Origin of the sequence: Pseudomonas sp. FW300-N2A2 (genome assembly GCF_017351735.1) — a bacterium.
Taxonomy (GTDB): Bacteria; Pseudomonadota; Gammaproteobacteria; order Pseudomonadales; family Pseudomonadaceae; genus Aquipseudomonas; species Aquipseudomonas migulae.
Window position 1 is genome coordinate 54847 of record NZ_JACNDU010000017.1, and the last position, 23209, is coordinate 78055.

The following is a 23209-nucleotide window of genomic DNA, read 5'->3' on the forward strand; positions in this document are numbered from 1 at the left end:
GGTCGCTTCAGTTCAACCGCTAGTGAAAAAAAATTCAAACCTAGTGAAAACTCACGCTGGCGTTAATTTCAGAGGAGATGGCGCAAACGTCCGACACCCGAGCCGTTGCGCATTTGGATCATTAAGTTGTCAGTTTCGGTCATTGAGCGGCCGGGGGAGTGCTCATAGTCTGTTACACATGACAGAGGGGCGCCAAAGAGCGCCCACACTTTTTCCGTGAACGCTCGTTGTGGAGTTACCGATGACCGCCGCTCATTACCCGCACCTGTTGGCTCCGTTGGACCTGGGTTTTACCACGTTGCGCAACCGCACCCTGATGGGTTCGATGCACACCGGTCTTGAGGAAAAACCCGGCGGCTTCGAACGCATGGCTGCATTCTTCGCCGAGCGCGCCCGTGGCGGTGTCGGCCTGATGGTCACTGGCGGTATCGGCCCGAACGACGAAGGCGGTGTGTATTCCGGCGCGGCCAAACTGACCACCCTCGAAGAAGCGCTCAAGCATCAGATCGTGACCCGCGCGGTGCACGAGGCGGGCGGCAAGATCTGCATGCAGATCCTGCATGCCGGCCGTTATGCCTACAGCCCGAAGCAAGTTGCGCCGAGCGCCATTCAGGCGCCGATCAACCCGTTCAAGCCCAAAGAGCTGGACGAGGAAGGCATCGAGAAGCAGATCAGCGATTTCGTCACCTGTTCGACCCTGGCGCAAACAGCCGAGTACGACGGCGTCGAGATCATGGGCTCCGAAGGTTATTTCATTAACCAGTTCCTCGCGGCGCACACCAACCACCGCACCGACCGCTGGGGCGGCAGCTACGAAAACCGCATGCGCCTGCCGGTGGAAATAGTCCGCCGTGTACGCGAAGCCGTAGGCCCGAATTTCATCATTATCTTCCGCCTGTCGATGCTCGATCTGGTGGAAGGCGGCAGCAGCTGGGAAGAAATCGTGACCCTGGCCAAGGCCATCGAACAGGCCGGTGCAACCATCATCAACACCGGCATCGGCTGGCACGAAGCGCGGATTCCGACCATCGCCACCAAAGTGCCGCGTGCAGCGTTCAGCAAAGTCACGGCCAAGCTGCGCGGCTCGGTGAGCATTCCGCTGATCACCACCAACCGCATCAACACCCCGGAAATCGCCGAGCAGATTCTCGCTGAAGGCGATGCCGACATGGTCTCCATGGCGCGGCCGTTCCTCGCCGATGCCGACTTCGTCAACAAGGCCGCCGCAGGCCGTGCCGATGAAATCAACACCTGCATCGGTTGCAACCAGGCGTGCCTCGATCACACGTTTGGCGGCAAGTTGACCACTTGCCTGGTGAACCCGCGGGCCTGCCATGAAACCGAACTCAACTACCTGCCGGTGCAGCAGATCAAGAAAATCGCCGTGGTCGGTGCCGGCCCTGCGGGTCTGTCGGCCGCAACCGTGGCTGCCGAGCGTGGTCATCAGGTAACGCTGTTCGATTCGGCCAGCGAAATCGGCGGTCAGTTCAACATCGCCAAGCGCGTGCCGGGCAAGGAAGAGTTCTTTGAAACCCTGCGCTACTTCAACCGCAAGTTGCAAACCACCAACGTCGAGGTCTGCCTGAACACTCGGGTCGATGTGGCGAAACTGGTTGAAGGCGGTTACGACGAGATCATCCTCGCCACCGGCATCGCGCCGCGTGTACCGGCGATTCCAGGCGTCGAGAACGCCAAGGTGTTGAGCTACCTCGACGTGATTCTTGAGCGTAAGCCGGTGGGCAAACGGGTCGCCGTGATCGGCGCGGGCGGGATTGGTTTCGACGTGTCCGAATTCCTGGTGCATCAGGGCGTTGCCACCAGCCTGGACCGTGAAGCGTTCTGGAAAGAGTGGGGCATCGACACGCTTCTTCAGGCGCGTGGCGGTGTCGCCGGCATCAAGGCTGAGCCGCATGCACCGGCGCGTGAAGTGTTCCTGCTGCAACGCAAGAAATCCAAGGTCGGCGATGGCCTGGGCAAAACCACCGGCTGGATTCACCGCACCGGTCTGAAGAACAAGCAAGTGCAGATGCTCAACAGCGTCGAATACCTGAAGATCGACGACGAAGGTTTGCACATCCGCATCGGCGAAACCGGCGAGCCGCAAGTGCTGCCGGTGGACAACATCGTGATCTGCGCCGGTCAGGATCCGTTGCGCGAGTTGCAAGACGGGTTGGTTGCGGCAGGGCAGAACGTGCATTTGATTGGCGGCGCGGACGTGGCGGCGGAGCTGGATGCGAAGCGGGCGATCAATCAGGGTTCGCGGTTGGCTGCTGAGCTTTAACAGCAGGTCCAGCGTGCCAATGGCCTTCGCGGGCAAGTCGGATCGCCGCCCGCTCGCTCCTACAGGTGCTGTGTCGTTTATCAATTTTGTGAACGGCACAACACCTGTAGGAGCGAGGCTTGCCCGCGAAGGCGTCCTCAAGGCTGCTAATATGCCGGCTCTTTACCCAGAGCCAGCACCAATGCTTCTCCCGCCCAACGACTGGCTCCCCAAAGCCCCCCTCGACCACCTTCATCTCGACTGGCTCGAAAGCACCGGCATCGAAGTCGCCATCCTGCGCCTGGACCAGATCGACCCGCTGATCAGCGGCAACAAGTGGTTCAAGCTCATCGAACACCTCAAAGCGGCTGACCTTGCCGCAGCCAAAGGCATCATCAGCCTCGGCGGTGCTCACTCCAATCATCTTCACGCACTGGCTGCCGCCGGCAAGCGCTTCGGTTTCACGACCGTTGGTTTACTGCGCGGCCATCCGCAGGAAACGCCCACAGTGAAAGACTTGCAAGCCTTCGGCATGCAGTTGCACTGGCTCGGTTATGGCGGCTATCGCGCGCGGCACGATGCGGGTTTCTGGGAACCCTGGCAGGCGCAATACCCTGAGCTGTTTGCGGTGCCGGAAGGTGGCGGCGGTTTGTCGGGTGCGAAGGGCTGCATGCAACTGAAGTCGATGGTCGGCGCGCAACTGAACGGTGTGGGCTGGAGCGACTACGACGGCTGGTGGCTGGCCTGCGGAACGGGCACCACGCTGGCCGGCCTGGCGTTGGCTGAAGCGGGGGATCATCCGGTTTATGGCGCGCTGGCGGTGCCCGATGATCATGGCGTGGCGCAGCAAATCGCATCGATTGTGCAGGAAGCGGGCTTGCATCATCCGGTCTACGAACTGTTCGACGCCAGTCGCGGCGGTTTCGCCAAAGTTGATCCGCTGTTACTGGATTTCATCGCGCAAACCGAACAGGCCAGTGGCATTCCCCTTGAACCGTTGTACACCGGCAAAGCGCTGCTGGCGCTCAAGCAGCAAATCGAAGCCGGACGATTCGCACAGGGTACGCGACTGATCTTCATCCACACCGGCGGCTTGCAGGGCCGCCGCGGATTTTCGTCGCAACTCATACCCCTGTAGGAGCGAGGCTTGCCCGCGAACACAGGCGACGCGGTCTGTCCGACAAACCTCGTCATCGTTCTTCGCGGGCAAGCCTCGCTCCTACAGGGGGGGGCGTTGTTTTCAGGAATTGCGGTTTACGCGTTTGGGCATCATCCGCAGCAGGGTGTTGTCGCCCACCACATAGTGGTGATAAATCCCCGCGACGGCGTGCAGCCCGATCAGCCAGTAACCGATGGTGCCGCCGAGTACATGCCAGCCTTCGATTTGCTTGGCCAACTCCTTGTCCTCTGACAGCAGCATCGGCAGATCAATGCCATAGAACATCACCTGATGCCCCTTGGCGCTGGTGACCAGCCAACCCAGAATCGGCATGGCGATCATGAACAAGTACAGCGCCCAGTGCATCAATCTGGCCAGCACGGTCTGCCAGTGCGGCGAAGCGGGGAAGATCTGCGGCGCCGGGCCGAGGCTGCGCGCGAACAGCCGCAACCACACCAGCACAAACACCGTCAGACCGAGCATGAAATGCGCTTCAACGATCAGCGTTCGGCCACCACTGCCTTTGGGAAAGATTCCGCGAAATTCGATGCTGGCGTAAACCACCGCGAGCAACACCAGCATCAACCAATGCAGCGTGATCGACACGGTGCTGTAGCGTGAGTCGGAGTTCTTCCAGGGCATACGGCGTTCCTCACAGGTCGGGTCAGGCCACCGTTCTTGGTCGACGGTGTGCGTTAACTGTAAGCCTGTTTCGCACGGTTTGCCTCAAGCCATTGGCGGTTCAATGCTCTAAGTCAGGTGATTGAGCAAAAAAACACAATTCCCCCTGTAGGAGCCAGCTTGCTGGCGATGAGGTCTGATCAGTCAACATGACTGCTGAATGGAAGACCGCTATCGCCAGCAAGCTGGCTCCTACAGGGGAATGCGGTGAATCAGTTGGTTTGCGGCATCTCGCCGTTGGCCAGGCGCTGGTTGATGTCGGCGATCACGGCCGGCAAATCGGTGATGGTGTCGATCATGTAGTGCGGGCGCGAGCCTTCGAACAGTGCGTGGATACGCTTGCGTTCGCTGTCCAGCTCGTCACTGCCGAGGGCGCGATAACCTTCGTAGTCCAGGCCCAGCGCGTTGCCCGAGCAGATCAGCGCCACGGTCCACATGCCGGCGCGACGACCTTCAAGAATGCCTGGCACGGTGTCGTCGATCTTCACGCACGCGGCGACATCGTCGATGCCCAGGGCGATCACGTTGGCCAGTGCCTGAGCCGGCCATGGACGGCCGTTGGGCACTTCGTCGGTGGCAACCACGTGATCGGCGACGTAGCCATTGGTGGCGGCGAGCTCGACCACTTTGTCCATGACCTGTTTCGGGTAGCCGGAGCAGGAGCCGATCTTGATCCCTTGCGCACGCAGGTTGGCGATGGTCTCCAGCGCGCCGGGGATCAGCGCCGAGTGCTCGGCGATTTTTTCGATTTGCAGCGGCATGAAACGTTGGTAAATCGCAGTGACGTCATCGTCGGTCGGCGTGCGGCCGAAGGCCTTGCGATAACGTTCGGCGACGGCCGGCTGATCGCACAGGGTGCGGATGTGATCCCACTTGCCCATGCCCATCGGGCCACGGGCTTCTTCGATGGACACCTGGACGTCGAATTCGGCGAAGGCTTCGACAAAAATCTGGGTTGGGGCGAAGGAGCCGAAGTCGACCACGGTGCCGGCCCAGTCGAGGATGGCGGCTTGCAGTTTGGTTGGGTTTGCATAGTTCATTTTTTTGATCCTGTAGGAGCGAGGCTTGCCCGCGAAGAACGATGACGAGGTTTGTCGGACAGACCGCGTCGCCTGTGTTCGCGGGCAAGCCTCGCTCCTACAGGGACGGCGGTGTCTGTGGTTCAGATTTCGAGCACTTCCATCTCGCGCAGCACTTCGGCAATCGCCGCCACCGCCGCGTGCATCTCGGCCTGGTTGACGTGGCCGATGCAGCCGACGCGGAAGGTTTCGACCTGGGTCAATTTGCCGGGATAGAGGATGAAACCCTTGGCCTTGACGCGTTCGTAGAACTCCTTGAACTGGTAACGCGGGTCTTTCGGTGCGTGGAAAGTGACGATGATCGGCGCCTGGATCGCGGCGGGCAGGAAGCTGCGCAAGCCGAGCCTGGCCATGTCATCGAGCAACACTTTGCAGTTGTCGGCGTAACGCTGATGCCGCGCCGGCAAACCGCCTTCTTCGTTGTATTGCAGCAGGGCTTCGTGCAGCGCCGCGACCACGTGGGTTGGCGGGGTGAAGCGCCATTGGCCGGTCTTGGCCATGTAGGTGTGCTGGTCGAACAGGTCCATCGCCAGCGAATGCGAGTTGCCGGCGGCATTTGCCAGCGCGTCTTTGCGAGCGAAGACAAACCCCATCCCCGGCACGCCTTCCAGGCATTTGCCCGAGGCGGCGATCAGCGCGTCGAACGGCACCTGTTGCGCATCCACCGGCAGCGCACCGAAGGAACTCATGGCGTCGATGATCAGGCGTTTGCCGTGTTGCGCAATGACCTGGGCGATTTCCGGCAGCGGGTTGAGGATGCCGGTACTGGTTTCGCAGTGGATCAGCGCAACGTGGGTGATGCTGGCATCGGCCCGCAGCAGACGGTCTACGTCGGCGGCGGTGGTCGGTTCGTCTTCGGCGGTTTCAAAGGTGCTGAAGGAACGGCCGAGCACTTCGCAGATTTTCGCCAGGCGTTTGCCATAGGCGCCGTTGATCAGCACCAGGACTTTGCCGTCGCGAGGCACCAGCGTGCCGATTGCCGCTTCGACGGCGAAGGTGCCGCTGCCTTGCAGGGGCACGCAGTGGTGACTGTCGCCGCCGTTGATGATCGCCAGCAGTTGCTCGCAGAGGCTGGCGGTCAGTTGATTGAAGCGGTCATCCCATGAACCCCAGTCGACCATCATCGCCTGACGGGTGCGGGCCGACGTCGTCAACGGGCCGGGGGTGAGCAGGATGGGTTCGGCAGTACTCATTCTCGTGTCCTCGCAATCGATGGGATGAAGCTACGGGGCTTAAATTGCAATTTGCCGTGCTATCAATCAAATTGTTTGTTGTTATGCCAGCCATCAGTGAGGTTTATTCATGAACCTGTTCCAGCTCCGCGCCTTCGATGCGGTGGCCCGCGAGGGCAGCTTTACCCGGGCCGCCACGCGGCTGTTCATCAGCCAGCCGGCGGTCACCGGGCACATCAAGGCGTTGGAGGAGCACTACCAGATCACCTTGCTGCGGCGCACCGCGCGGCGGGTCGAACTGACGGAGGAGGGCACCAAACTCGCTGCGATCACCCGGGCGATGTTTGGTCTGGCCGAAGAAGCGCAAGTGATGCTGGAGGCCAATCGGCAATTGCTCACCGGGCGTCTGGAAGTGGCGGCGGACGGGCCGCACATGGTCATGCCGATGCTCGCGAGCCTGCGCGCGCGGTATCCGGGGATCACCGTGAACCTGCGCCTGGGCAATGCGCAGGAAACCCTGGCGGCGCTGTTGTCGGAGCATGCCGATGTGGCGGTGCTGACCGAGGTTGAGCCGCGCAAGGGTTTGCATTTGCAGGCGCTGAGCGAGTCGCGGATTTGTGCGCTGGTGCCTGAGGGGCATCCTTGGGCGCAGCGTTCGAAAGGGGTGCCGCTGAAGGAACTGGATCAGGTCATCATGGTGTTGCGCGAACCGAGTTCGATTACCCGACGCACGTTCGATGACGCTTGCGCCCAGGCGAAGGTGAGCCCTCGGGTGTTGCTGGAACTGGACAGTCGCGAGGCGGTGACCGAGGCCGTCGCGGCGCAGTTGGGGGTTGGCGTGGTGTCGTCGGTGGAGGTCAGCCATGACCCGCGAGTGGCGGCGGTGCCGATTATTGGCGAGGGGTTGGTGAACCGGCACATGATCGGGTGCATGGAGCGGCGGCGGGATTTGCGCTTGATTCAGGCGTTTTTCGATTTGGCGCCGGTCAGTTAGACCGCGGCGCGGCCATCGCGAGCAGGCTCGCTCCCACAGAAATTTGCGCCGTACACAAAATCAGTGGTCGCCATAGATCCTGTGGGAGCGAGCCTGCTCGCGATGGGGGCAGATGGGCCTACACCAGACTCTCGCGCACCATCTCCAGAAACGTCGCCACCACCCGCCGCGAACTCTGCTCGCGCAAACACACCAGCGTTTCCGTCAACCGCCGCTTGCAGTCGGTAATCGGCAGCGCACACACCCGCGAATCCGCACCAAACTCCGCCGCCGAGACCACGCCCACCCCAATCCCCACGACCACCGCCTCACGCGCCGCCTCCCGGCCTTCGACCTGAATCGCCGGGCGAATCCGAAACCCGGCGCCGGCCATTTCCTCCTCCAGCGTCTGACGCGTCACCGAGCCGATTTCCCGCAGCACCAGTGGCGTATCGTCGAGGTCCGCGAGGCAGATCGACTCGCGGTCGGCCCATGGGTGATTGCGCGAAACAAACGCCACCATCGGGTCATTGCGCAGCGGCAGCGAGATCAATCGTTCATCGCTGACATCGCGCCCGAGCAACGCCAGGTCAGCCTGATAGTTGAACAGCCGAAACAGCGATTCATCAGTGTTGCCGGTTTCGATCTTCACGCTGATGCCGGGGTAGCGCTCGCAGAACCGCGCGATCTGCGGCAGCACGTGCACCGGGGCGTCCACCGCCAGAATCAGGCTGCCGGTCTGCAACGCCTGCGAGTCGTGAAGCAACTCCTGCGCCTCGGCTTCGATGACGAACAATCGTTGGGTAATGCTCAACAAGCGCTCACCCAGATCGGTCAGGCGCACCGACCGTTTGTTGCGGTGGAACAGCAATACCCCGAAGCGTTCTTCGAGTTTGCGCACCTGGTCGGAAATCGCCGGTTGCGTGAGAAAAAGCCGCTCGGCGGCTTTGGTGAAGCTTCCGTGAACAGCCACGGCATGGAAGGCTTTGAGCTGGGCGTGGGAAACCGACATCGAAACCTCCAGTAACAAGCTGAGCTTATATTGGAAATACGATAAATCGATTTCACTTATTAATCAGTAATTGTTTTTATCGGCTCCAGTCGCGGTGACTGGTCAGTCGAACAGCCTCCGTGACCATGAGCCTGCGCGTGCAATTGCAGGACTCATCTGACCGGTATCGCCAAAGGGACGCAGCGATATCGCAGTGCTCAACAATAAAAAACACAGGCGTTTTCTTCCAATTCTGCCGGCACACTCACACCCTGAGGTCAGAACCACAATGAACAAGCACATCGGCACCATCAAGCGTTGGCGCGTGCAGATCTTCGCGATCACCTGGCTCGCCTACGCCGCTTTCTACTTCACCCGCAAAGCCTTTTCCGTGGCCAAACTGGGGATCGCCGAAGACCCCACCTTCATGCTCGACAAAATGGCCATGGCCAACCTCGACGCCATCTATCTCGCGGCCTACGCCATCGGCCAATTCACCTGGGGCATCCTCGCCGACCGCTTTGGCCCAAGGGTCGTGGTGCTCGGCGGCTTGCTGATTTCCGCTGCGGCTGCGCTGGTGATGGGCAGCTTCGCAACGTTACCGATTTTCGCTACCTGCATGCTGATTCAAGGGCTGGCCCAGTCCACCGGATGGTCGGGGCTGTGCAAGAACATCGGCAGTTTCTTCCCCGCCGAACAGCGCGGGCGAGTGCTGGGTTTATGGAGTTCCTGCTATGCCTTTGGCGGGCTCGTGGCGTCGCCGTTTGCCGGTTGGTGGGCGTACACGCTCATCGGCAGCTGGCATGCGGCGTTCTTTTCCAGTGCGGCGGTGGTTGGGCTGGTCGCCGTGCTGTTTTTTATTTTGCAACGCAACAAACCGCAAGACGTTGGCTTGCCAGCGATCGAACCGGAACCAGAGATGACCGCCGAAGAGGCGCATGCGCAAAGCAAGATCAGCGTGCTGGAACCGCTGAAGGAAATCCTGCGCAACCGCACGGTGCTGGTTCTCGGGCTCGCGTACTTCCTGCTGAAACCGGCGCGCTACGCGATTCTGTTGTGGGGGCCGGTGATCGTTTTCGAGCAGATGCCGACCGTGGGCAAGGTCGGTGCGGCGATCATCCCGACGGCGTTCGAACTGGCCGGGTTGCTCGGGCCGATCCTGCTCGGGCTGGCCTCGGACAAACTGTTCGGCGCCCGACGCATGCCGGCCTGCGTGATCAGTTTGCTTGCATTGACCGTTTCGCTGGCGTTGTTCATGGGCGCCTTGCACACCGGCAGTGTGATGCTGGTGGTGGCGCTGCTGTTCGTGATGGGCCTGACCCTGTACGGACCGGATTCGATGATCAGCGGCGCGGCGGCCATCGATTTCGGCACCGCCAAGGCCGGCGCCACGTCGGCGGGCTTCGTCAACGGTTGCGGCTCGGTCGGGGCGATTCTCGGCGGTTTGCTGCCGGGCTACTTCGACTCGGTCACCGTGTTCATTATCTTCGCCGGCTGCGCCTTGTTTTCAGCGCTGGTGCTGATCCCCTACTGGAATAGCCGCCCGGCTGGCCTGCGTGGCGAAACTGCATTCGTGCCGAACCGGCCGATGAGCGTCAAACCCCTGCGTACCTGAGGAAATACCGATGAGACCTTTCTGGCTGGAACAGGCGCTGGCGGCTGAGTTGTGCGCGCCGTGCGAACCTTTACCCGGCGACACCCGCGCCGATGTCTGCATCGTCGGCGGTGGCTACACCGGTTTGTGGACCGCGATCATGCTCAAGGAGCAGAACCCGGAACTGGATGTGTTGCTGATCGAAGCCGACATCTGCGGTGCTGGCGCCAGCGGCCGCAACGGCGGTTGTGCGCTGTCGTGGTCGGCCAAGTATTTCACCCTGGAAAGGTTGTTCGGTGTCGAAGAGGCGGTGCGGCTGGTCAAGGAATCCGAGCGCAGTATTCATGCGATCGGCACCTTCTGCGAACAGTACGGCGTGGACGCCGATTACCGCCTCGACGGCACGCTCTACACCGCGACCAACCGCGCCCAATGCGGCTCGACCGACGCGGTGATCGCAGCGCTCGAACGCCACGGCATCAACTCGTTCACGCAACGGCCGGTGGCGGATGTGCAGCGCATGGCCGGTTCCCGAAAACACCTGGAAGGCTGGTTTTCACCGGCCGCCGCCAGCGTGCAACCGGGCAAACTGGTGCGTGGTTTGCGCCGGGTGGCGTTGCAGTTGGGCGTGAGGATTCATGAGAACACCGCGATGACCGGACTGGAGGAGGGCAAACCGGCAGGGATCCAGACCCCGCACGGCACTGTCCGTGCGGACCGGGTGGTGCTGGCGATGAACGCGTGGATGGCCCGCGCGTTCCCGCAGTTCGAGCGCAGTGTGGCGATTGTCTCCAGTGACATGCTGATCACCGAACCACGGCCGGACCTGCTCGACCAGATCGGTTTGACCAGCGGTGTCACGGTGCTCGATTCACGGATTTTCGTGCACTACTACCACAACACCCCGGACGGCCGGATCATGCTCGGCAAGGGCGGCAACACGTTCGCCTACGGTGGCCGGATGCTGCCGGTGTTCGATCAGCCGTCGCCCTATGCAGGCCTGTTGCAGCACAGTCTCAGCGAGTTTTTTCCGGCGTTTGCCGAGGTCAAAGTCGAAGCGACGTGGAACGGACCATCGGATCGCTCGGTCACCGGTTTACCGTTCTTCGGCCAGATGAGCGCCCACGGGAATGTGTTCTACGGCTTCGGTTATTCCGGCAGCGGGGTCGGGCCCTGTCACATGGGCGGGCAGATTCTCGCTTCGATGGTTCAGGGGCTCGACAATGCCTGGACCCGTTCACCGCTGGTCAACGGTCCGTTGGGATTCTTTCCGCCGGAGCCGATTCGCTACCTCGGTTCGCTGATGGTGCGCAACGCCATCCGCCGCAAGGAGCGCGCCGAAGATCACGGGCGTCGGCCACGGCATCTGGACGTGCGCCTGGCGAAATTCGCGGCGGCAGCGGGCAAGGCGGACAAGGGCTGATCAGGCCTGACGGTTGATCAGCCAATCAAGCAGCAGCCGGTCATCGCCGCGTGGTTGGCGGGTGGTTCGAGGCGTTGGCGGATGGCTCGCTGTCGCGCACAACACCGGGCGGTCTGGATCGCTGTCGAGAAAACTGATGAGCACCTCGGTGCCGGCGACCGGCAGCTTCGACGGATCGATCCGACCGTCCGCTGTGGCGAGAGCCAGGGGCAGCCAAAGGCCGGGGGATTCATCGTCATCGGACTCCGGGGTGGGCCACAACCTGACCTGTATCCGGCCTTGTTCATCCAGCACCGCAGGCTGGCCGACCGGGCCGAGCACCCGCGCGGTCTGGAAGCCCGGAATGCCGGGCCTGGCGTGTGTCAGCGCGGGGCGGAACACCGTTGACCACGGGATTGCGGTGAACTGATTGCTGTAACGCCGGCTCATGTCGCTGGTGGCCGGGGCGAGAATCGACGGTTGCTGTCCCTGATGACGGAGCTCGGTCAGCAGCCATTGATCGTTGAAGTTCTGCAACGGATGTTCCGACACTTGCACGATGCGTCCGCTGCGCAATTCGCTGTGATTGCTTTGACCCTGTATCTGCCGATGCAGACAGCGCAAGCGCTCGAGTATTCGGCGGCTGAGCCGTTCGCGATCGAGCGGTGGCGGGGCGGGGTGCGCGCAGAGTGGCGGCGAGGTGTGCCGCTGGAACAGTTCGTTGATCACCGGCCCGCTCGCGTGCCCGGGTGTGTCGCCATGAAACGGCGTCAGCAGCGGTTCCTGGGGGAAACTCAGGCAGTCATCCGCGAGCACCAGCACATGGCCGTCGCATTGATGTTCGAAGTGATAGTGGATGCCTTCTTCTTCGCAGAGGCGTTGCAGGAACGTCAGGTCGCTCTCGTCAAACTGAATGCAAAACGGCCTGGCGGGATAACGTCCGTTCGGCAGCTCAAAACGATAGCTGTCTTCGGGCACTGAGTTTTCTGCGAGTAACTGGCGCAGGATCGCTGGCACATTGAGTTGATGAAACACCCGGCGGCAACGCTGCCGGTCGAGGTTTTGCAGCCAGGGCACCACCACCAGCCTGTACCCGATCCAGTGCGGGCCGCGATGTTCGTGGCTGGCGCTGTGGACGATGCCATGAATACCAAGGCCTTGCGTCAGACTGAGGAACACCGGTTGTTGCAACAGGCGATCCGGGCTCATCGCCGGTGACAGGCCGATCACTTCGATATCGAATCGATAGGGCTGGTTGAGCGCTTCATGGCCACTGAACTGAACCACCTGCCAACTGAAATCGGCGTCCAGCAGTGTCAGGGTGAAGGGACTTTCCTTGTCGTTGTGCATCGATCGCGCTTCTGCCAGGGAGTACGGGTACAGAGGGTACGAAACCGTGGCCCTTTATGGTCACCGCAAATCGACGTTTCAGAATCGCCCTACAACCAGCGGTGAAGAAGTCGATTCGACAGGATGGATTTTTTGGTCGATTGCCAACTTTAGGCCGTATAAACTTGCGCAAAGCGTCGGCCAATAGATGTCTCGGCGCCATAGATAAGAGAGTGAGTAATGGGCGCACAGTGGAAGGTTAAACACAAAGAAGCGGCAGCCAACGCCAAGGGCAAGATCTTCGGCAAACTGGTGAAAGAAATCACCATTGCTGCGCGTAACGGTGCCGATACCGCCACCAACGCACACCTGCGTCTGGTGGTCGAACAGGCAAAAAAGGCGTCGATGCCCCGCGAAACCCTGGAACGTGCGATCAAGAAGGGCTCCGGCCAGCTCGGCGAAACCGTGCAATACCATCGCGTGACTTACGAAGGGTTCGCGCCGCACCAGGTGCCGCTGATCGTTGAATGCGTGACCGACAACATCAACCGCACCGTCGCTGAAATCCGCGTCGCGTTCCGCAAGGGCCAGCTCGGCGCCTCCGGTTCCGTTGCGTGGGACTTTGACCATGTGGGCATGATCGAGGCGTCCCCGGACAGCCCGGATGCCGATCCGGAAATGGCCGCTATCGAAGCCGGCGCGCAGGATTTTGAACCTGCCGATGACGGCGCTACTCTGTTCATCACCGAAGCGACCGATCTGGATTCGGTGCAGAAAGCCTTGCCTGAGCAGGGTTTCACCGTGTTGTCGGCGAAGTTGGGCTACAAGCCGAAGAACCCGGTCAGCGGCCTGAGCGACGAGCAGATGGCTGAGGTTGAAGCGTTCCTGGAAGGCCTCGACAACCACGATGATGTGCAGGACATGTTTGTCGGTCTGGCTGGGTAATTTGCTTCTTCAGTGATACCGCCTTCGCTAGCAGGCTAGCTCCCACACTGGATTGTGAACACCGGTCAATTGTGGGAGCTAGCCTGCTAGCGATTGACCGCGCAGCGGTCACCGATTGTTCAATTCCCGCACAATCTCGCTGAACCCCGGCCGCGCCAGCACTTTCGGCTGACAGCAACGCTGCTGCAAATCCTCCAGCTTCACACGCGCCTGATCACTCAACCCCGAGTCGATCCGCTCCAGCAACTCCCCCAACAGAACGCCAAACGCGCGCACCTCGATCCGCTGCAATGCACGGGTTTCAAGGCTGTCCTCGGTCGCGTGGAAAGACGCTGCGCCAAAGTCCCCCAACAGGCAATCGCCGTGCTCGTTCCATAGAATATTGTGGCCATAGAGGTCGCCGTGGGTGATGCCCTGGCGGTGCAGATGCTCGGCCACCGACGCGATGCCACAGGCGATTCGCAAGGCCACGTCGGCGCTGAACCGGGTATCGCTGGCGTAGACATCGCGGCTACAGGATTCCAGGCTCGGCAACCCGGCGAGGTTGCGATAGCTCGGGTCGATCAACTCCATGACCAACCCGGCCTGGGCCTGCGGATGCTCGACAATCCGTCCTTCGACCCGGATCAGGTTAGGGTGAAGGCCGGCGGTGATGCAGGCGTTCATTTCATGCAGCGGCGAGCCATCGCTGGTCATTTCGCCCTTGTAGAGTTTGACCGCGACCGGCGTTGCCTGCTTCCACAACGCCTGATGAATGACGCCGGAAGCGCCTTCGCCCAGCTTCTGTTCAAGGCTCAACTGAGACCAGGGAATCGTCGGCGTGGCATCGAGCGCGGCGGCATCGGCTTCGGTTTCCAGCGGATTGCCGGCATAGGCCAGCCAGGTCAGGCTCGGCAGGGTCAGCAACCAGGAGGGCAACTCGGTCAACTGGTTGGCGGCGATGCGGGTCAGCTCGAGGCGATGGCAATTGCTCAGGCTCTGGGGCAAGCACCGCAGGCGGTTACCGGCCAGCATCAGTTTTTGCAGATACGGGCGTTCGCCCAGTTCGGTCGGCAATTCGCTGATGCGGTTGTCGGTCAGGATCAACCAGCGCAACAACGGCGGCAGCGCGGCGCCCGGTACGGTTTCGATGCGGTTGGCCTTGAAACCGACCATGGTCAGTGCCGGGCACTGGCCGAGGCAGGCGGGCAGTTCGCTGAACTGGTTGCGGTCGCAGAACAACACGCGCAAACGGGTCAGGCGATGAAAGTCGTCCGGCAGGCTGCGCAACGCGTTGCCACTGAGGTTGAGCACCTCCAGCGAATCCGCCAGGTCGAGGATTTCCCGGGGGAACTCCGTCAGGTCGGCGGCCAGGTCCAGGCGAGTGGTGCCAGCCAGCAGGCCGGCGCGCAGTTGGGCAAGGGTATCCATGATCAGATTCGCCATTGATCGAAGGTAGGGCGCGAGGCCCGATGAAGGGCGACATGATAGCGGTAAAACCCGGGTGGCTGTCAGACCGCCATCGTCGGAACGCCGCCCGGAGCCGGCTCACTCCCACATTAGACCAAGTTATCTGGATGTACGCGGTCAACTGTGGGAGCGAGCCTGCTCGCGATGGCGGCGATCCGACGAAAGCGATAGATGCTGCACCGCCAATCCGGTTTTCAGGCCGGTTCTCTGACTTCCATCAACTGTCCCAATCGACTGCGGGTGCGCGCCAGGTCGATGGCATCGCCGCCCAGGCTTTCGCGCAACGAGCGGTGGCCGAGCAGGATCAGGTGCTTGTCCTGGTCGTACAGAACGTCCACCAGATTGATGAAACGCTGCTGCGCGGCAATCGAGCAGTCGGCGAGGTTGGGCAGTTTGTCGATGATCCAGTGGTCGAAACGTCGGCACAGCTCCAGGTAATCCATGACCGCCGTTGGGTGGTCGCACAGATCGCCGAAGGTGAAACCGATGGTGCGTCCTGCGCAATATCGGGCTGGGAGATGCCGGTTGCCGACGGGCAAAGGAATGGACGGCGCATCGGGCTCGGGCAGGTTCAGTGCCTGACGTTGCGCCAGCGTAGCCGGCCAGACGTAGTGACCCTGGGTAAACAACTGCTGGGCGTGGGTTCTCGCCTGACTGCGATAGTCGTGCGGGCCGCCGACTTCCATGACTTGCATGCGCGCATTGATCAGGTCGATCACCGGTTTGAAGCGCGCGTGGTAGAGCGGGTTTGGCAGCAAGCCCTCAGGCGGGTAATTGGAGGTCACCAGCAGCAGAATGCCTCGGCGAAACAGAGCCTTGAACAGCCGCGCGATGAGCATCGCGTCGCCGATGTCGTGGACGTGAAACTCGTCGAAACACAGCACCCGGCAATCGTTCAGCAAGTCGTCGAGCGTCGTCGCCAGCGCATCCGGGTGATCGCGATGACTGAACATGCCTTGGTGCAGTCGAGCGAAAAACTCGTGGAAGTGCAGGCGCTGTTTTTCCGCGATCGGCAGCGCCTGGAAAAAGCCGTCGAGCAACCAGCTCTTGCCACGCCCCACGGCGCCGTACAGATACAGGCCCGGCAGCGTTTTCGCCGAAGTGCCGAGCAGTGCCGCGGCGTGCTGCGCCATGCAGTCGACCACGCGCTGCTGGCTGTGGCTGAGGGTGTAACCCTGTGCGTGGGCCTTGTGCCGGAAATAGTCGTGGACCACGCGCCCCATCGCTGAATGAGCGGCGGAGGTGGTCGATGCCTTGCCGAAGAGACGGCGCAGCGCGGGCCAGCGTGGTGTGAATCGCGAACGGTTGGGCGGTCGAACGGCCACTGTGTCACCCCGTAATCGTCAGGCAGGCTCCCCGAGCTGCGGCGGCCTAGTGTAACCAAATGGGGAAATTTGCTTCCAGTTGTGTCGACGGGCGTGGGGTGTAATTGGACAGAATTGTGCGGTGTGTACAGCTTGTAGGGCGTAGGGGTTGTGGGGTTTTGCCAGCAATTCGACATAAAAGCTCATTCCTTCGGCGGATCCAATTTTTTTCGGGCCACTGGAAAATCCTCGGGGCGTTGCTAACCTGCATTTTTAGAAGCCCCCCCACAAGGAATCGGCCGTGAATGGAATCATTGCATGTGCAGTCTTGGGCGTGATGCTCAGTGCGCAAGTGTCGGCCGCAGAACTACAGGTGCACGTGCGTGTCGACGTGCTGCGCGGTTGTCAGGTGGTTGGCCAGCAACGCACAGCGGGCATCGAGCAACTGGGGGTGCTGGACTTCGGCAATACCGCGCGCTTGGATGACCCCGCCGGGCCATTGGCGGCGGCGCTGATGAACGAGCGCCTGCCCCGTCTCGAATGCAATCCCGACACCCCTTATCAACTCCGGGTCGACGGCGGCCTGCACGGTGGCGTCGGTGACACGCGCTACATGGCCGGTTCCGCCGGCAGCAAACCCATTCCCTATCGGCTCTATCAGGACCCCGCGCGGTTGATCCCGCTGGCGGTGGACGTCCCGGTGAGCGGCCGTGTGCCGGATACCGGTTCAGTCGATTTACCGTTGTATGCACGCATCGAACCGCTGGCGGAAATTCCCCGGGTCAGTCGCTATTCCGACCTGTTGAAAGTGACCGTCACCTGGTAGCGGCAACTGTGTAACTGCCGCCAATGGATTCGGCTGGCGCAGGGAAGGGGGCGCTCCTCGTTGTGCGCCTGGGTTCTGGAGTCCTGATGGAATTGGGATTGGCGTTATGACAAGCAAACTCTGGATATTGATGGCCGTGGGTGCAGGGGTATTGCTGACGGGGGGCGCGCAGGCGGCGATCAGCGGGCAGATCCATGCGCGACTGACCATCATCGCCGGTTGTGAAGTGACCAATGGCGGCAGCCCGGTCAGTGATTTCGGCACGCTGGATTTCGGCCAGCAAGGCCCGACCTGGACCAACCCGATCAAAGCCCGCCTCGGTGCTGACGGTCGCGGCAGGTTGAACGTCGCCTGCACCCCTTCGGTCACCGGCTTCACCGTCACCATCGATGGCGGCACCCATGGTGACGGCACCACCCGGCGCCTGAGCAACGGCAGCCAGACCCTGCCTTATCAATTGTTCCTCGATGCATCCGGAAGCCAGAGCTACAGCATCGGCCAACAACACAACTTCGCCGTCACCAGCGGGGCCCAGATACCGATTCCGGTGTTTGGCTCGGTGGTGGCGAATACCCGCGCGATACCGGCCGGGGTCTATACCGACACCCTGACCGTGACGCTCGATTGGTAAACCCGTAGAGGACGGACACCATGCGCATGCTCGTATCAAGGATAGTTTTGTCACTGCTTGGCCTGACGCTGGTGTCCGGCGCGCAGGCGGCCACCACGGTCACCGGCCAGATCTCTGCCAGCCTGATTCTGATCAGCAGCTGTCAGGTAAATGGTGCGGGTGGCTCCAGCGGGCTGAACTTTGGTGCCTTGAACTTCGGCACCGACAACAGCCTGTTCACCACGAAAGATGCACAAGTCATGGGCGGTGGTGTGGCGCTGTCGATCCTTTGCTCCAGCGGCACCACGCCAACGGTCAAGGTGCGTGCCGGTGCCCATGACGGACTGTCGGCGGGCGGTTCTCGCGCGCTGTACGACGGTGTCGCCAACTACGTGCCGTACGACTTGTACACCGATTCCGGGCACTCGCAGCTTTTAGCCATTGACGGGGTGATCAACCTTGATCCCAGCACCGGCGTGGCGCAGACCGTGAACATCTACGGTCAGGCGAAGGGCAAGGCCGGGCTGCCGGCCGGTACTTACAGCGACACGATTTCCGTCGAACTGACGTTCTAGGGCGATGAACCGCCATGGATGGGCAGCGATGGCGCTGTTGTGCGCGGCCGGTGTGCCGTTGCCGCTGGCAGCGGTGACCAGCCAGAGTTTCCTGGTCAGCGCCACGGTCACTGCGGGTTGCCTGGTGGTCGGCGGGGTCTCGAACTACGGCAGCCTGAATTACGGCAGCCAATCGGCGCTGGCCACCGGCACGGTGCAAGTGGCCCTGACGGGGGATGTACAGCTGCAATGCACACCGGGCGTGACCATGAACATGACCGTCGATGGCGGCCAGTACAACAGCAGCGGGCGACACCTGCAGCTGACCACCGGCAGCAACCGCGTTTCGTACCAGCTGTTTCGCGACGCGGCTTACAGCCAAAGCCTGGGGATCGGCCAGAGCGTCGCGGTGGCGTACACGGACGCAAACAACATCCGCCTGCCGATTTACGGTCAGGTGCTGTTACCGGGCAATCAGCCTGGGGGGACCTACAGCGATGTGCTGCAAGTGCAGCTGTCGTGGTAACGCGGCGTTTTTGATCGGGCCTGACAGGCACAAGGAGTAGGCAAATGGATTTACCCGCGCGGCGGCATTCTGTTGTGCGTCAGGCAGTGTTGGCGATGCTGCTGTTGGGGGCGGTCAAGGTGCAGGCGGCCAGTTCGGTGCTGATCTGGCCGATCGATCCCGTGCTGGAGGCCGATCAGCAGGCCAGTGCCTTGTGGCTGGAAAACCGAGGCAACGAGACTGCGAATTTGCAGATCCGGGTGTTCGCCTGGAGCCAAAGCGGTTTCAACGACCAATACCAGAACCAGCGCGACGTGATCGGCAGCCCGCCGGTGGCGAAAATCGAACCGGGCCAGAAACAACTGGTGCGCCTGACCCGTACCCGGGAGATCCCACCGGGGCAGGAACTGGCTTATCGCATCATCATCGATGAAATCCCTTCGGCCACCCCGCCCTCCGGCGAAAGTGGCAAGACGGCGGCGGCCATTCGGTTCCAGATGCGTTATTCGGTGCCGTTGTTTGCTTACGGCGCGGGGTTGTGGAGCAAGGAAGACACCAGTCGCAAGCGTGATCCCAAAGGCGCGGGGCTGCCGGATTTGAGCTGGCGCACGGTGGCGGTGGACGGTCGCCCTTATGTGGAGGTGCGCAATCAGGGGGCGGTGCATGCGCGGTTGACGGACGTTGCGCTGAAGCAGGGAGGCCAGACAAAACCTCTGGTGGAAGGCCTGCTCGGTTATGTGCTGCCGGGCGCGATCATGCGCTGGCCGGCGCCCGGTCCGATGGCGCAAGACCCGGCGTTGCAGGTGCGGGTGAATGGTTCGCCGCAGGTACAAAGCATTACGCCCGCGCGCTGATCTGCAACTGACGGGAAAGGGAGGCAGGGTCCATCGACGGACGTAAAGCGGTAATGAGCCCGCATCGGGCCCGCAGTTTCCAGCGTCCGTTGATCTGCGCCATGAGCTGTGTGGGTTGCCTGGCGTTTGCTCACCCGTCCCTGGCCGGTGATTTGCCGCCGCCACCCGGCAGCATGGAGGCCGTGGCTGATGCGCAGTTGTTTCTGGAATTGGTGGTCAATCAGATGAATACCGGACACGTCGTGGCGGTGGAACAACGCAACGGGCGGTTTTTCCTGTCGGCCAACGCGTTGCGTGACACCGGTATGAAACTGCCGGACACCCTCGGCGCCGAAGTCGACCTCGACAGCCTGTCGGGCCTGCACAGCGAGTACGACAGCGCCGGTCAGCGCCTGCTGCTCGACGTACCGCCCAGCTGGTTGCCGGAGCAATTCGTCGGCAATCGCGACGCCTACCCGCGCACTCCGGCCCTGAGCAGTTTCGGTGCCTTGTTCAACTACGACCTGTACCTCAACGACACCGATGATGCCGGCACTTACCTCGCGGCCTGGAACGAAGTGCGACTGTTCGACAGCTGGGGCACGCTGTCCAACACCGGGCAATACCGGCGCACGTTGTCCGGCGATTCGGTCAGTACGCTGAACAATGGCTACCTGCGTTACGACACCACCTGGCGCTACTCCGATGACGAGCGATTGCTGACCTACGAGGCCGGTGACCTGGTCAGCGGCGCATTGCCCTGGAGCAGTTCGGTGCGCCTGGGCGGGGTGCAGCTGTCGCGGGATTTCGGCGTGCGCCCGGACCTGGTGACTTATCCGTTGCCGCAGTTTGCCGGGGAAGCGGCAGTGCCATCCTCGGTCGACCTGTTCATCAACGGCTACAAATCCAGCAGCGCCGACCTGCAACCCGGCCCCTACACGCTGACCAATATTCCGTTCATCAACGGCGCCGGCGAAGCCGTGGTGGTCACCACCGATGCCCTCGGTCGGCAGGTCTCGACCACCGTGCCGTTTTATGTCACCAGCAGTTTGCTGCAAAAGGGCCTGAGCGACTTTTCCGTGGCGGCCGGTACCTTGCGCCGCGATTACGGCATCAGCGATTTCGGTTACGGTCCCGGTGTCTCATCGGGCAGTCTGCGCTACGGCCTGAGCGACAACTTCACCCTGGAAAGCCACGCCGAAGCGTCGGACTCACTGACCCTCGGCGGTGTCGGTGGCAACCTGCGCCTGGGCAATTTCGGCGTGCTCAATACCGCACTCAGCCAGAGCCGGTTCGATGGCGACAGCGGTCAACAACTGAGCCTGGGTTATCAATACAGCAGCCAGCGCTACAGCTTCTCTTATCAACGCCTGCAACGTCGCGACCAATACGCCGATCTGACCGTGGTCGACAGTCCTTTCACCACCCTCAGCAAACGCAGCGAACAGGCGACCCTGAGCCTGAATCTCAATACCTGGGGCAGCCTTGGCGTCGGGTATTTCGACGTGCGCGCGGCGGATGATTCTCGCACCCGTTTGCTCAACCTGACCTGGAGTAAGCCGCTATGGCACAACAGCAGTTTCTACCTGTCGGCCAACCGCGAAATCGGCGACAGCAACTGGGCGGTGCAGGCGCAACTGGTGATCCCGTTCGACTTGCGCGGCAGCCTCGCGCTCAGCAGTGAACGCAGCAAGACCGGGCAGAGCCAGCAGCGGGTCAATTACAGTCGCGCCGTGCCGACTGAAGGCGGTGTGGGGTTCAACCTCGGTTACGCCCACGGCGACGGTCCGGCCTATCGTCAGGCCGACCTGACCTGGCGCTTGCAGTCGGTGCAATTGCAGGCCGGTGTGTACGGCAACAGCGACGCCGAAACCCGTTGGGCCGATGCCAGCGGATCGCTGGTGTGGATGGACCGCCAGGTGTTCGCCGCCAACCGCATCGACGATGCCTTTGTGGTGGTCAGCACCGATGGCTACGCCGACATTCCGGTGCGCTACGAAAACCAGCAGGTCGGCCAGACTGATCGCAATGGCCACCTGCTGGTGCCGTGGAGCAGCGCCTATTACCGCGGCAAGTACGAGATCGATCCACTGAACCTGCCGGCCAACGTGCGCAGCCCGAACGTCGAACAGCGGATTGCCGTGCGCCGTGGCAGCGGTTATTTGCTGACGTTTCCATTGAGCCGGGTGATCGCCGCGAGCATCGTCCTGGTGGATGCGCAGCAGCGAGAGCTGTCTCTGGGCAGTGGTGTCGTGCATGAGCAGAGCGGCACGCAAACAGTGGTCGGATGGGACGGTCTGGTGTACCTGGAAAATCTACAGGCGCAGAACACATTGCAGGTGACGCTGGCCGACGGGAAAGCCTGCCGCGTCCAGTTCGCGGTGGACATGAATCAGGATCAGATTCCGCTGATCGGGCCGTTGGTGTGTCAATGAGTGCCGTGAAATGGCTGGTGCTGCTGGCGATCTGGTTGCCAGGCTCGGCATGGGCGTTGTGTTCGGTGGTGGTCCCTGCCACGGCGGTGGCATTCGGTTCGGTGAGCTCGATTGCGCTGCGTACCGCCGTGCAGAACAGTTCAAGCCTCAACGCCGGTTTGAGTTGCACCGGCTCATTGGTCTCGTTGCTGACCAACAATGACCATTTCTACGCCACGATTACCTCGACTCAAACCGGACTGCTCGGGCCGACCGGAGACGTCATCGGTTACACGCTGTATGCCAACAACACCACCAGTTACCCGATCGAACGTGGCACGCCCTTCGACTTCGCGCGCAACGGGATCATTGATGCGCTGGGGCTACTGGGCAGCGTGGTGCCGAAAACCGCACCGATTTATCTGGGGACAATCACGGGCAGTAACGTGGCGGCGGGTATCTATACCGAGACCCTGAGCATTGCCTGGAGCTGGAATTATTGCTCCGGCATTGGCGCCGGCAGTGTTTGCCTGGGGCGCGATATCAGCAGCGGCACCACCAGCATGACCGTCACCCTGACGGTCGCCAATGACTGCACCATCACCGCCCCGAACATCAGTTTCGGCAGCGCGCCGGTCGTCAGTGCCTTTGCGCCGGTTACCGGCCAGACCATCAGCCTCGCCTGCACCAAGGGCAGCGCTTACACCGTAGGCCTGGGCGACGGTCTGCAGGCAGCCAGTGTTGGCGGGCGACGACGGATGGCTTTCGGCGGTAATTACCTGGCGTATGACATCTTCAAAAGCGCCGGCACCACCCGCTGGGGCAGTGTCGGCAGTGCTCGCCGGGCCAGCTCCGATGCCGAGGTCAATCCCGGTAACGGTTTGGGCTCCGGGAGCCAGATCTTCAATTACAACGCGAAAATCTACACCGACCAGACCACACCGCCGGCGGGCACGTATCAGGACAGTGTGATTCTGGATGTGGGGTTTTAACAATTGCCTTTGACCAAACGCAGAACCTGTGGGAGCGGGCTTGCTCGCGAAAGCGGTGTGTCAGACGGTATAGATGTGACTGATACTCCGCTTTCGCGAGCAAGTCGAATCGTCGCACCGCCGCTCCCACAGGGGAT

At 61.8% G+C, this 23209-nt stretch carries 20 protein-coding genes; 13 read left to right on the forward strand and 7 right to left on the reverse strand.

What is annotated here, in order from left to right:
- Positions 1-241 precede the first annotated feature (241 nt).
- Positions 242-2281, forward strand: a complete 2040-nt coding sequence (locus tag J4E42_RS19920) for an FAD-dependent oxidoreductase (protein ID WP_192229190.1) — start codon at positions 242-244, stop codon at positions 2279-2281.
- A 181-nt stretch (positions 2282-2462) separates the two neighbouring features.
- Positions 2463-3398: a 1-aminocyclopropane-1-carboxylate deaminase/D-cysteine desulfhydrase gene (locus J4E42_RS19925; RefSeq protein WP_207285983.1), complete on the forward strand. Its 936-nt coding sequence runs from the start codon at positions 2463-2465 to the stop codon at positions 3396-3398.
- A gap of 102 nt (positions 3399-3500) precedes the next feature.
- On the opposite strand, the gene J4E42_RS19930 is transcribed toward J4E42_RS19925, so the two are convergent.
- The 3 genes from J4E42_RS19930 to J4E42_RS19940 form a co-directional block, all read right to left on the reverse strand.
- Positions 3501-4061 (reverse strand): cytochrome b, encoded by a 561-nt coding sequence (locus J4E42_RS19930; protein WP_008040489.1) that lies wholly within the window; start codon positions 4059-4061, stop codon positions 3501-3503.
- A 251-nt stretch (positions 4062-4312) separates the two neighbouring features.
- Complete coding sequence (gene phnX / locus J4E42_RS19935; RefSeq protein ID WP_008040487.1) at positions 4313-5140, reverse strand: phosphonoacetaldehyde hydrolase; 828 nt, start codon at positions 5138-5140, stop codon at positions 4313-4315.
- Between the two features lie 122 nt (positions 5141-5262).
- Complete coding sequence (locus tag J4E42_RS19940) at positions 5263-6372, reverse strand: 2-aminoethylphosphonate--pyruvate transaminase (RefSeq protein ID WP_207285984.1); 1110 nt, start codon at positions 6370-6372, stop codon at positions 5263-5265.
- A gap of 109 nt (positions 6373-6481) precedes the next feature.
- Here J4E42_RS19940 and J4E42_RS19945 point away from each other — a divergent pair, with 109 nt between their 5' ends.
- A complete protein-coding gene (locus tag J4E42_RS19945; RefSeq protein ID WP_207285985.1) occupies positions 6482-7345 on the forward strand; it encodes a LysR substrate-binding domain-containing protein in 864 nt (287 codons plus the stop codon).
- Between the two features lie 118 nt (positions 7346-7463).
- On the opposite strand, the gene J4E42_RS19950 is transcribed toward J4E42_RS19945, so the two are convergent.
- Entirely contained in the window at positions 7464-8336 is an 873-nt protein-coding gene (locus tag J4E42_RS19950) for a LysR family transcriptional regulator (RefSeq protein WP_008040483.1), read from the reverse strand.
- A 268-nt stretch (positions 8337-8604) separates the two neighbouring features.
- Here J4E42_RS19950 and J4E42_RS19955 point away from each other — a divergent pair, with 268 nt between their 5' ends.
- Both J4E42_RS19955 and J4E42_RS19960 read left to right on the forward strand, forming a co-directional pair.
- Positions 8605-9930 carry an MFS transporter gene (locus J4E42_RS19955; protein WP_008040481.1) on the forward strand — a complete coding sequence of 442 codons (1326 nt, stop codon included), beginning with the start codon at positions 8605-8607 and terminating at the stop codon, positions 9928-9930.
- A gap of 4 nt (positions 9931-9934) precedes the next feature.
- The gene (locus tag J4E42_RS19960) at positions 9935-11332 is read left to right on the forward strand and encodes an FAD-dependent oxidoreductase (protein ID WP_207285998.1); all 1398 of its coding nucleotides are present in this window, start codon (positions 9935-9937) and stop codon (positions 11330-11332) included.
- Here the strand turns inward: J4E42_RS19960 and J4E42_RS19965 are convergent, their stop codons facing one another.
- Positions 11333-12661 (reverse strand): type VI secretion system Vgr family protein, encoded by a 1329-nt coding sequence (locus J4E42_RS19965; protein ID WP_207285986.1) that lies wholly within the window; start codon positions 12659-12661, stop codon positions 11333-11335.
- Positions 12662-12880: 219 nt separating this feature from the next.
- On the opposite strand from J4E42_RS19965, the gene J4E42_RS19970 reads away from it, so the two are divergent.
- On the forward strand, positions 12881-13585 hold the full coding sequence (locus J4E42_RS19970; protein WP_008029612.1) for a YebC/PmpR family DNA-binding transcriptional regulator: 705 nt from the start codon (positions 12881-12883) through the stop codon (positions 13583-13585).
- Between the two features lie 108 nt (positions 13586-13693).
- Here J4E42_RS19970 and J4E42_RS19975 read toward each other — a convergent pair whose 3' ends face one another.
- Positions 13694-14995: a protein kinase gene (locus tag J4E42_RS19975; protein WP_008040475.1), complete on the reverse strand. Its 1302-nt coding sequence runs from the start codon at positions 14993-14995 to the stop codon at positions 13694-13696.
- A 233-nt stretch (positions 14996-15228) separates the two neighbouring features.
- On the reverse strand, positions 15229-16359 hold the full coding sequence (gene zapE / locus J4E42_RS19980) for a cell division protein ZapE (RefSeq protein WP_032832538.1): 1131 nt from the start codon (positions 16357-16359) through the stop codon (positions 15229-15231).
- A gap of 316 nt (positions 16360-16675) precedes the next feature.
- On the opposite strand from zapE, the gene J4E42_RS19985 reads away from it, so the two are divergent.
- The 7 genes from J4E42_RS19985 to J4E42_RS20015 all read left to right on the forward strand — a co-directional run bounded on the left by J4E42_RS19985 (position 16676) and on the right by J4E42_RS20015 (position 23072).
- Positions 16676-17164 carry a spore coat U domain-containing protein gene (locus tag J4E42_RS19985; RefSeq protein ID WP_192229221.1) on the forward strand — a complete coding sequence of 163 codons (489 nt, stop codon included), beginning with the start codon at positions 16676-16678 and terminating at the stop codon, positions 17162-17164.
- Positions 17165-17270: 106 nt separating this feature from the next.
- Positions 17271-17795, forward strand: a complete 525-nt coding sequence (locus J4E42_RS19990) for a spore coat U domain-containing protein (RefSeq protein WP_008029609.1) — start codon at positions 17271-17273, stop codon at positions 17793-17795.
- A gap of 20 nt (positions 17796-17815) precedes the next feature.
- A complete protein-coding gene (locus tag J4E42_RS19995) occupies positions 17816-18349 on the forward strand; it encodes a spore coat U domain-containing protein (RefSeq protein WP_008040468.1) in 534 nt (177 codons plus the stop codon).
- Positions 18350-18353: 4 nt separating this feature from the next.
- Entirely contained in the window at positions 18354-18854 is a 501-nt protein-coding gene (locus J4E42_RS20000; RefSeq protein ID WP_032832536.1) for a spore coat U domain-containing protein, read from the forward strand.
- Positions 18855-18898: 44 nt separating this feature from the next.
- Positions 18899-19687 (forward strand): molecular chaperone, encoded by a 789-nt coding sequence (locus J4E42_RS20005; RefSeq protein WP_008040464.1) that lies wholly within the window; start codon positions 18899-18901, stop codon positions 19685-19687.
- 53 nt (positions 19688-19740) lie between these two features.
- Entirely contained in the window at positions 19741-22101 is a 2361-nt protein-coding gene (locus J4E42_RS20010; RefSeq protein ID WP_207285987.1) for a fimbria/pilus outer membrane usher protein, read from the forward strand.
- Positions 22098-23072 carry a spore coat U domain-containing protein gene (locus tag J4E42_RS20015; protein WP_207285988.1) on the forward strand — a complete coding sequence of 325 codons (975 nt, stop codon included), beginning with the start codon at positions 22098-22100 and terminating at the stop codon, positions 23070-23072. The genes J4E42_RS20010 and J4E42_RS20015 overlap by 4 nt, the downstream gene beginning before the upstream one ends.
- Positions 23073-23209 lie beyond the last annotated feature (137 nt).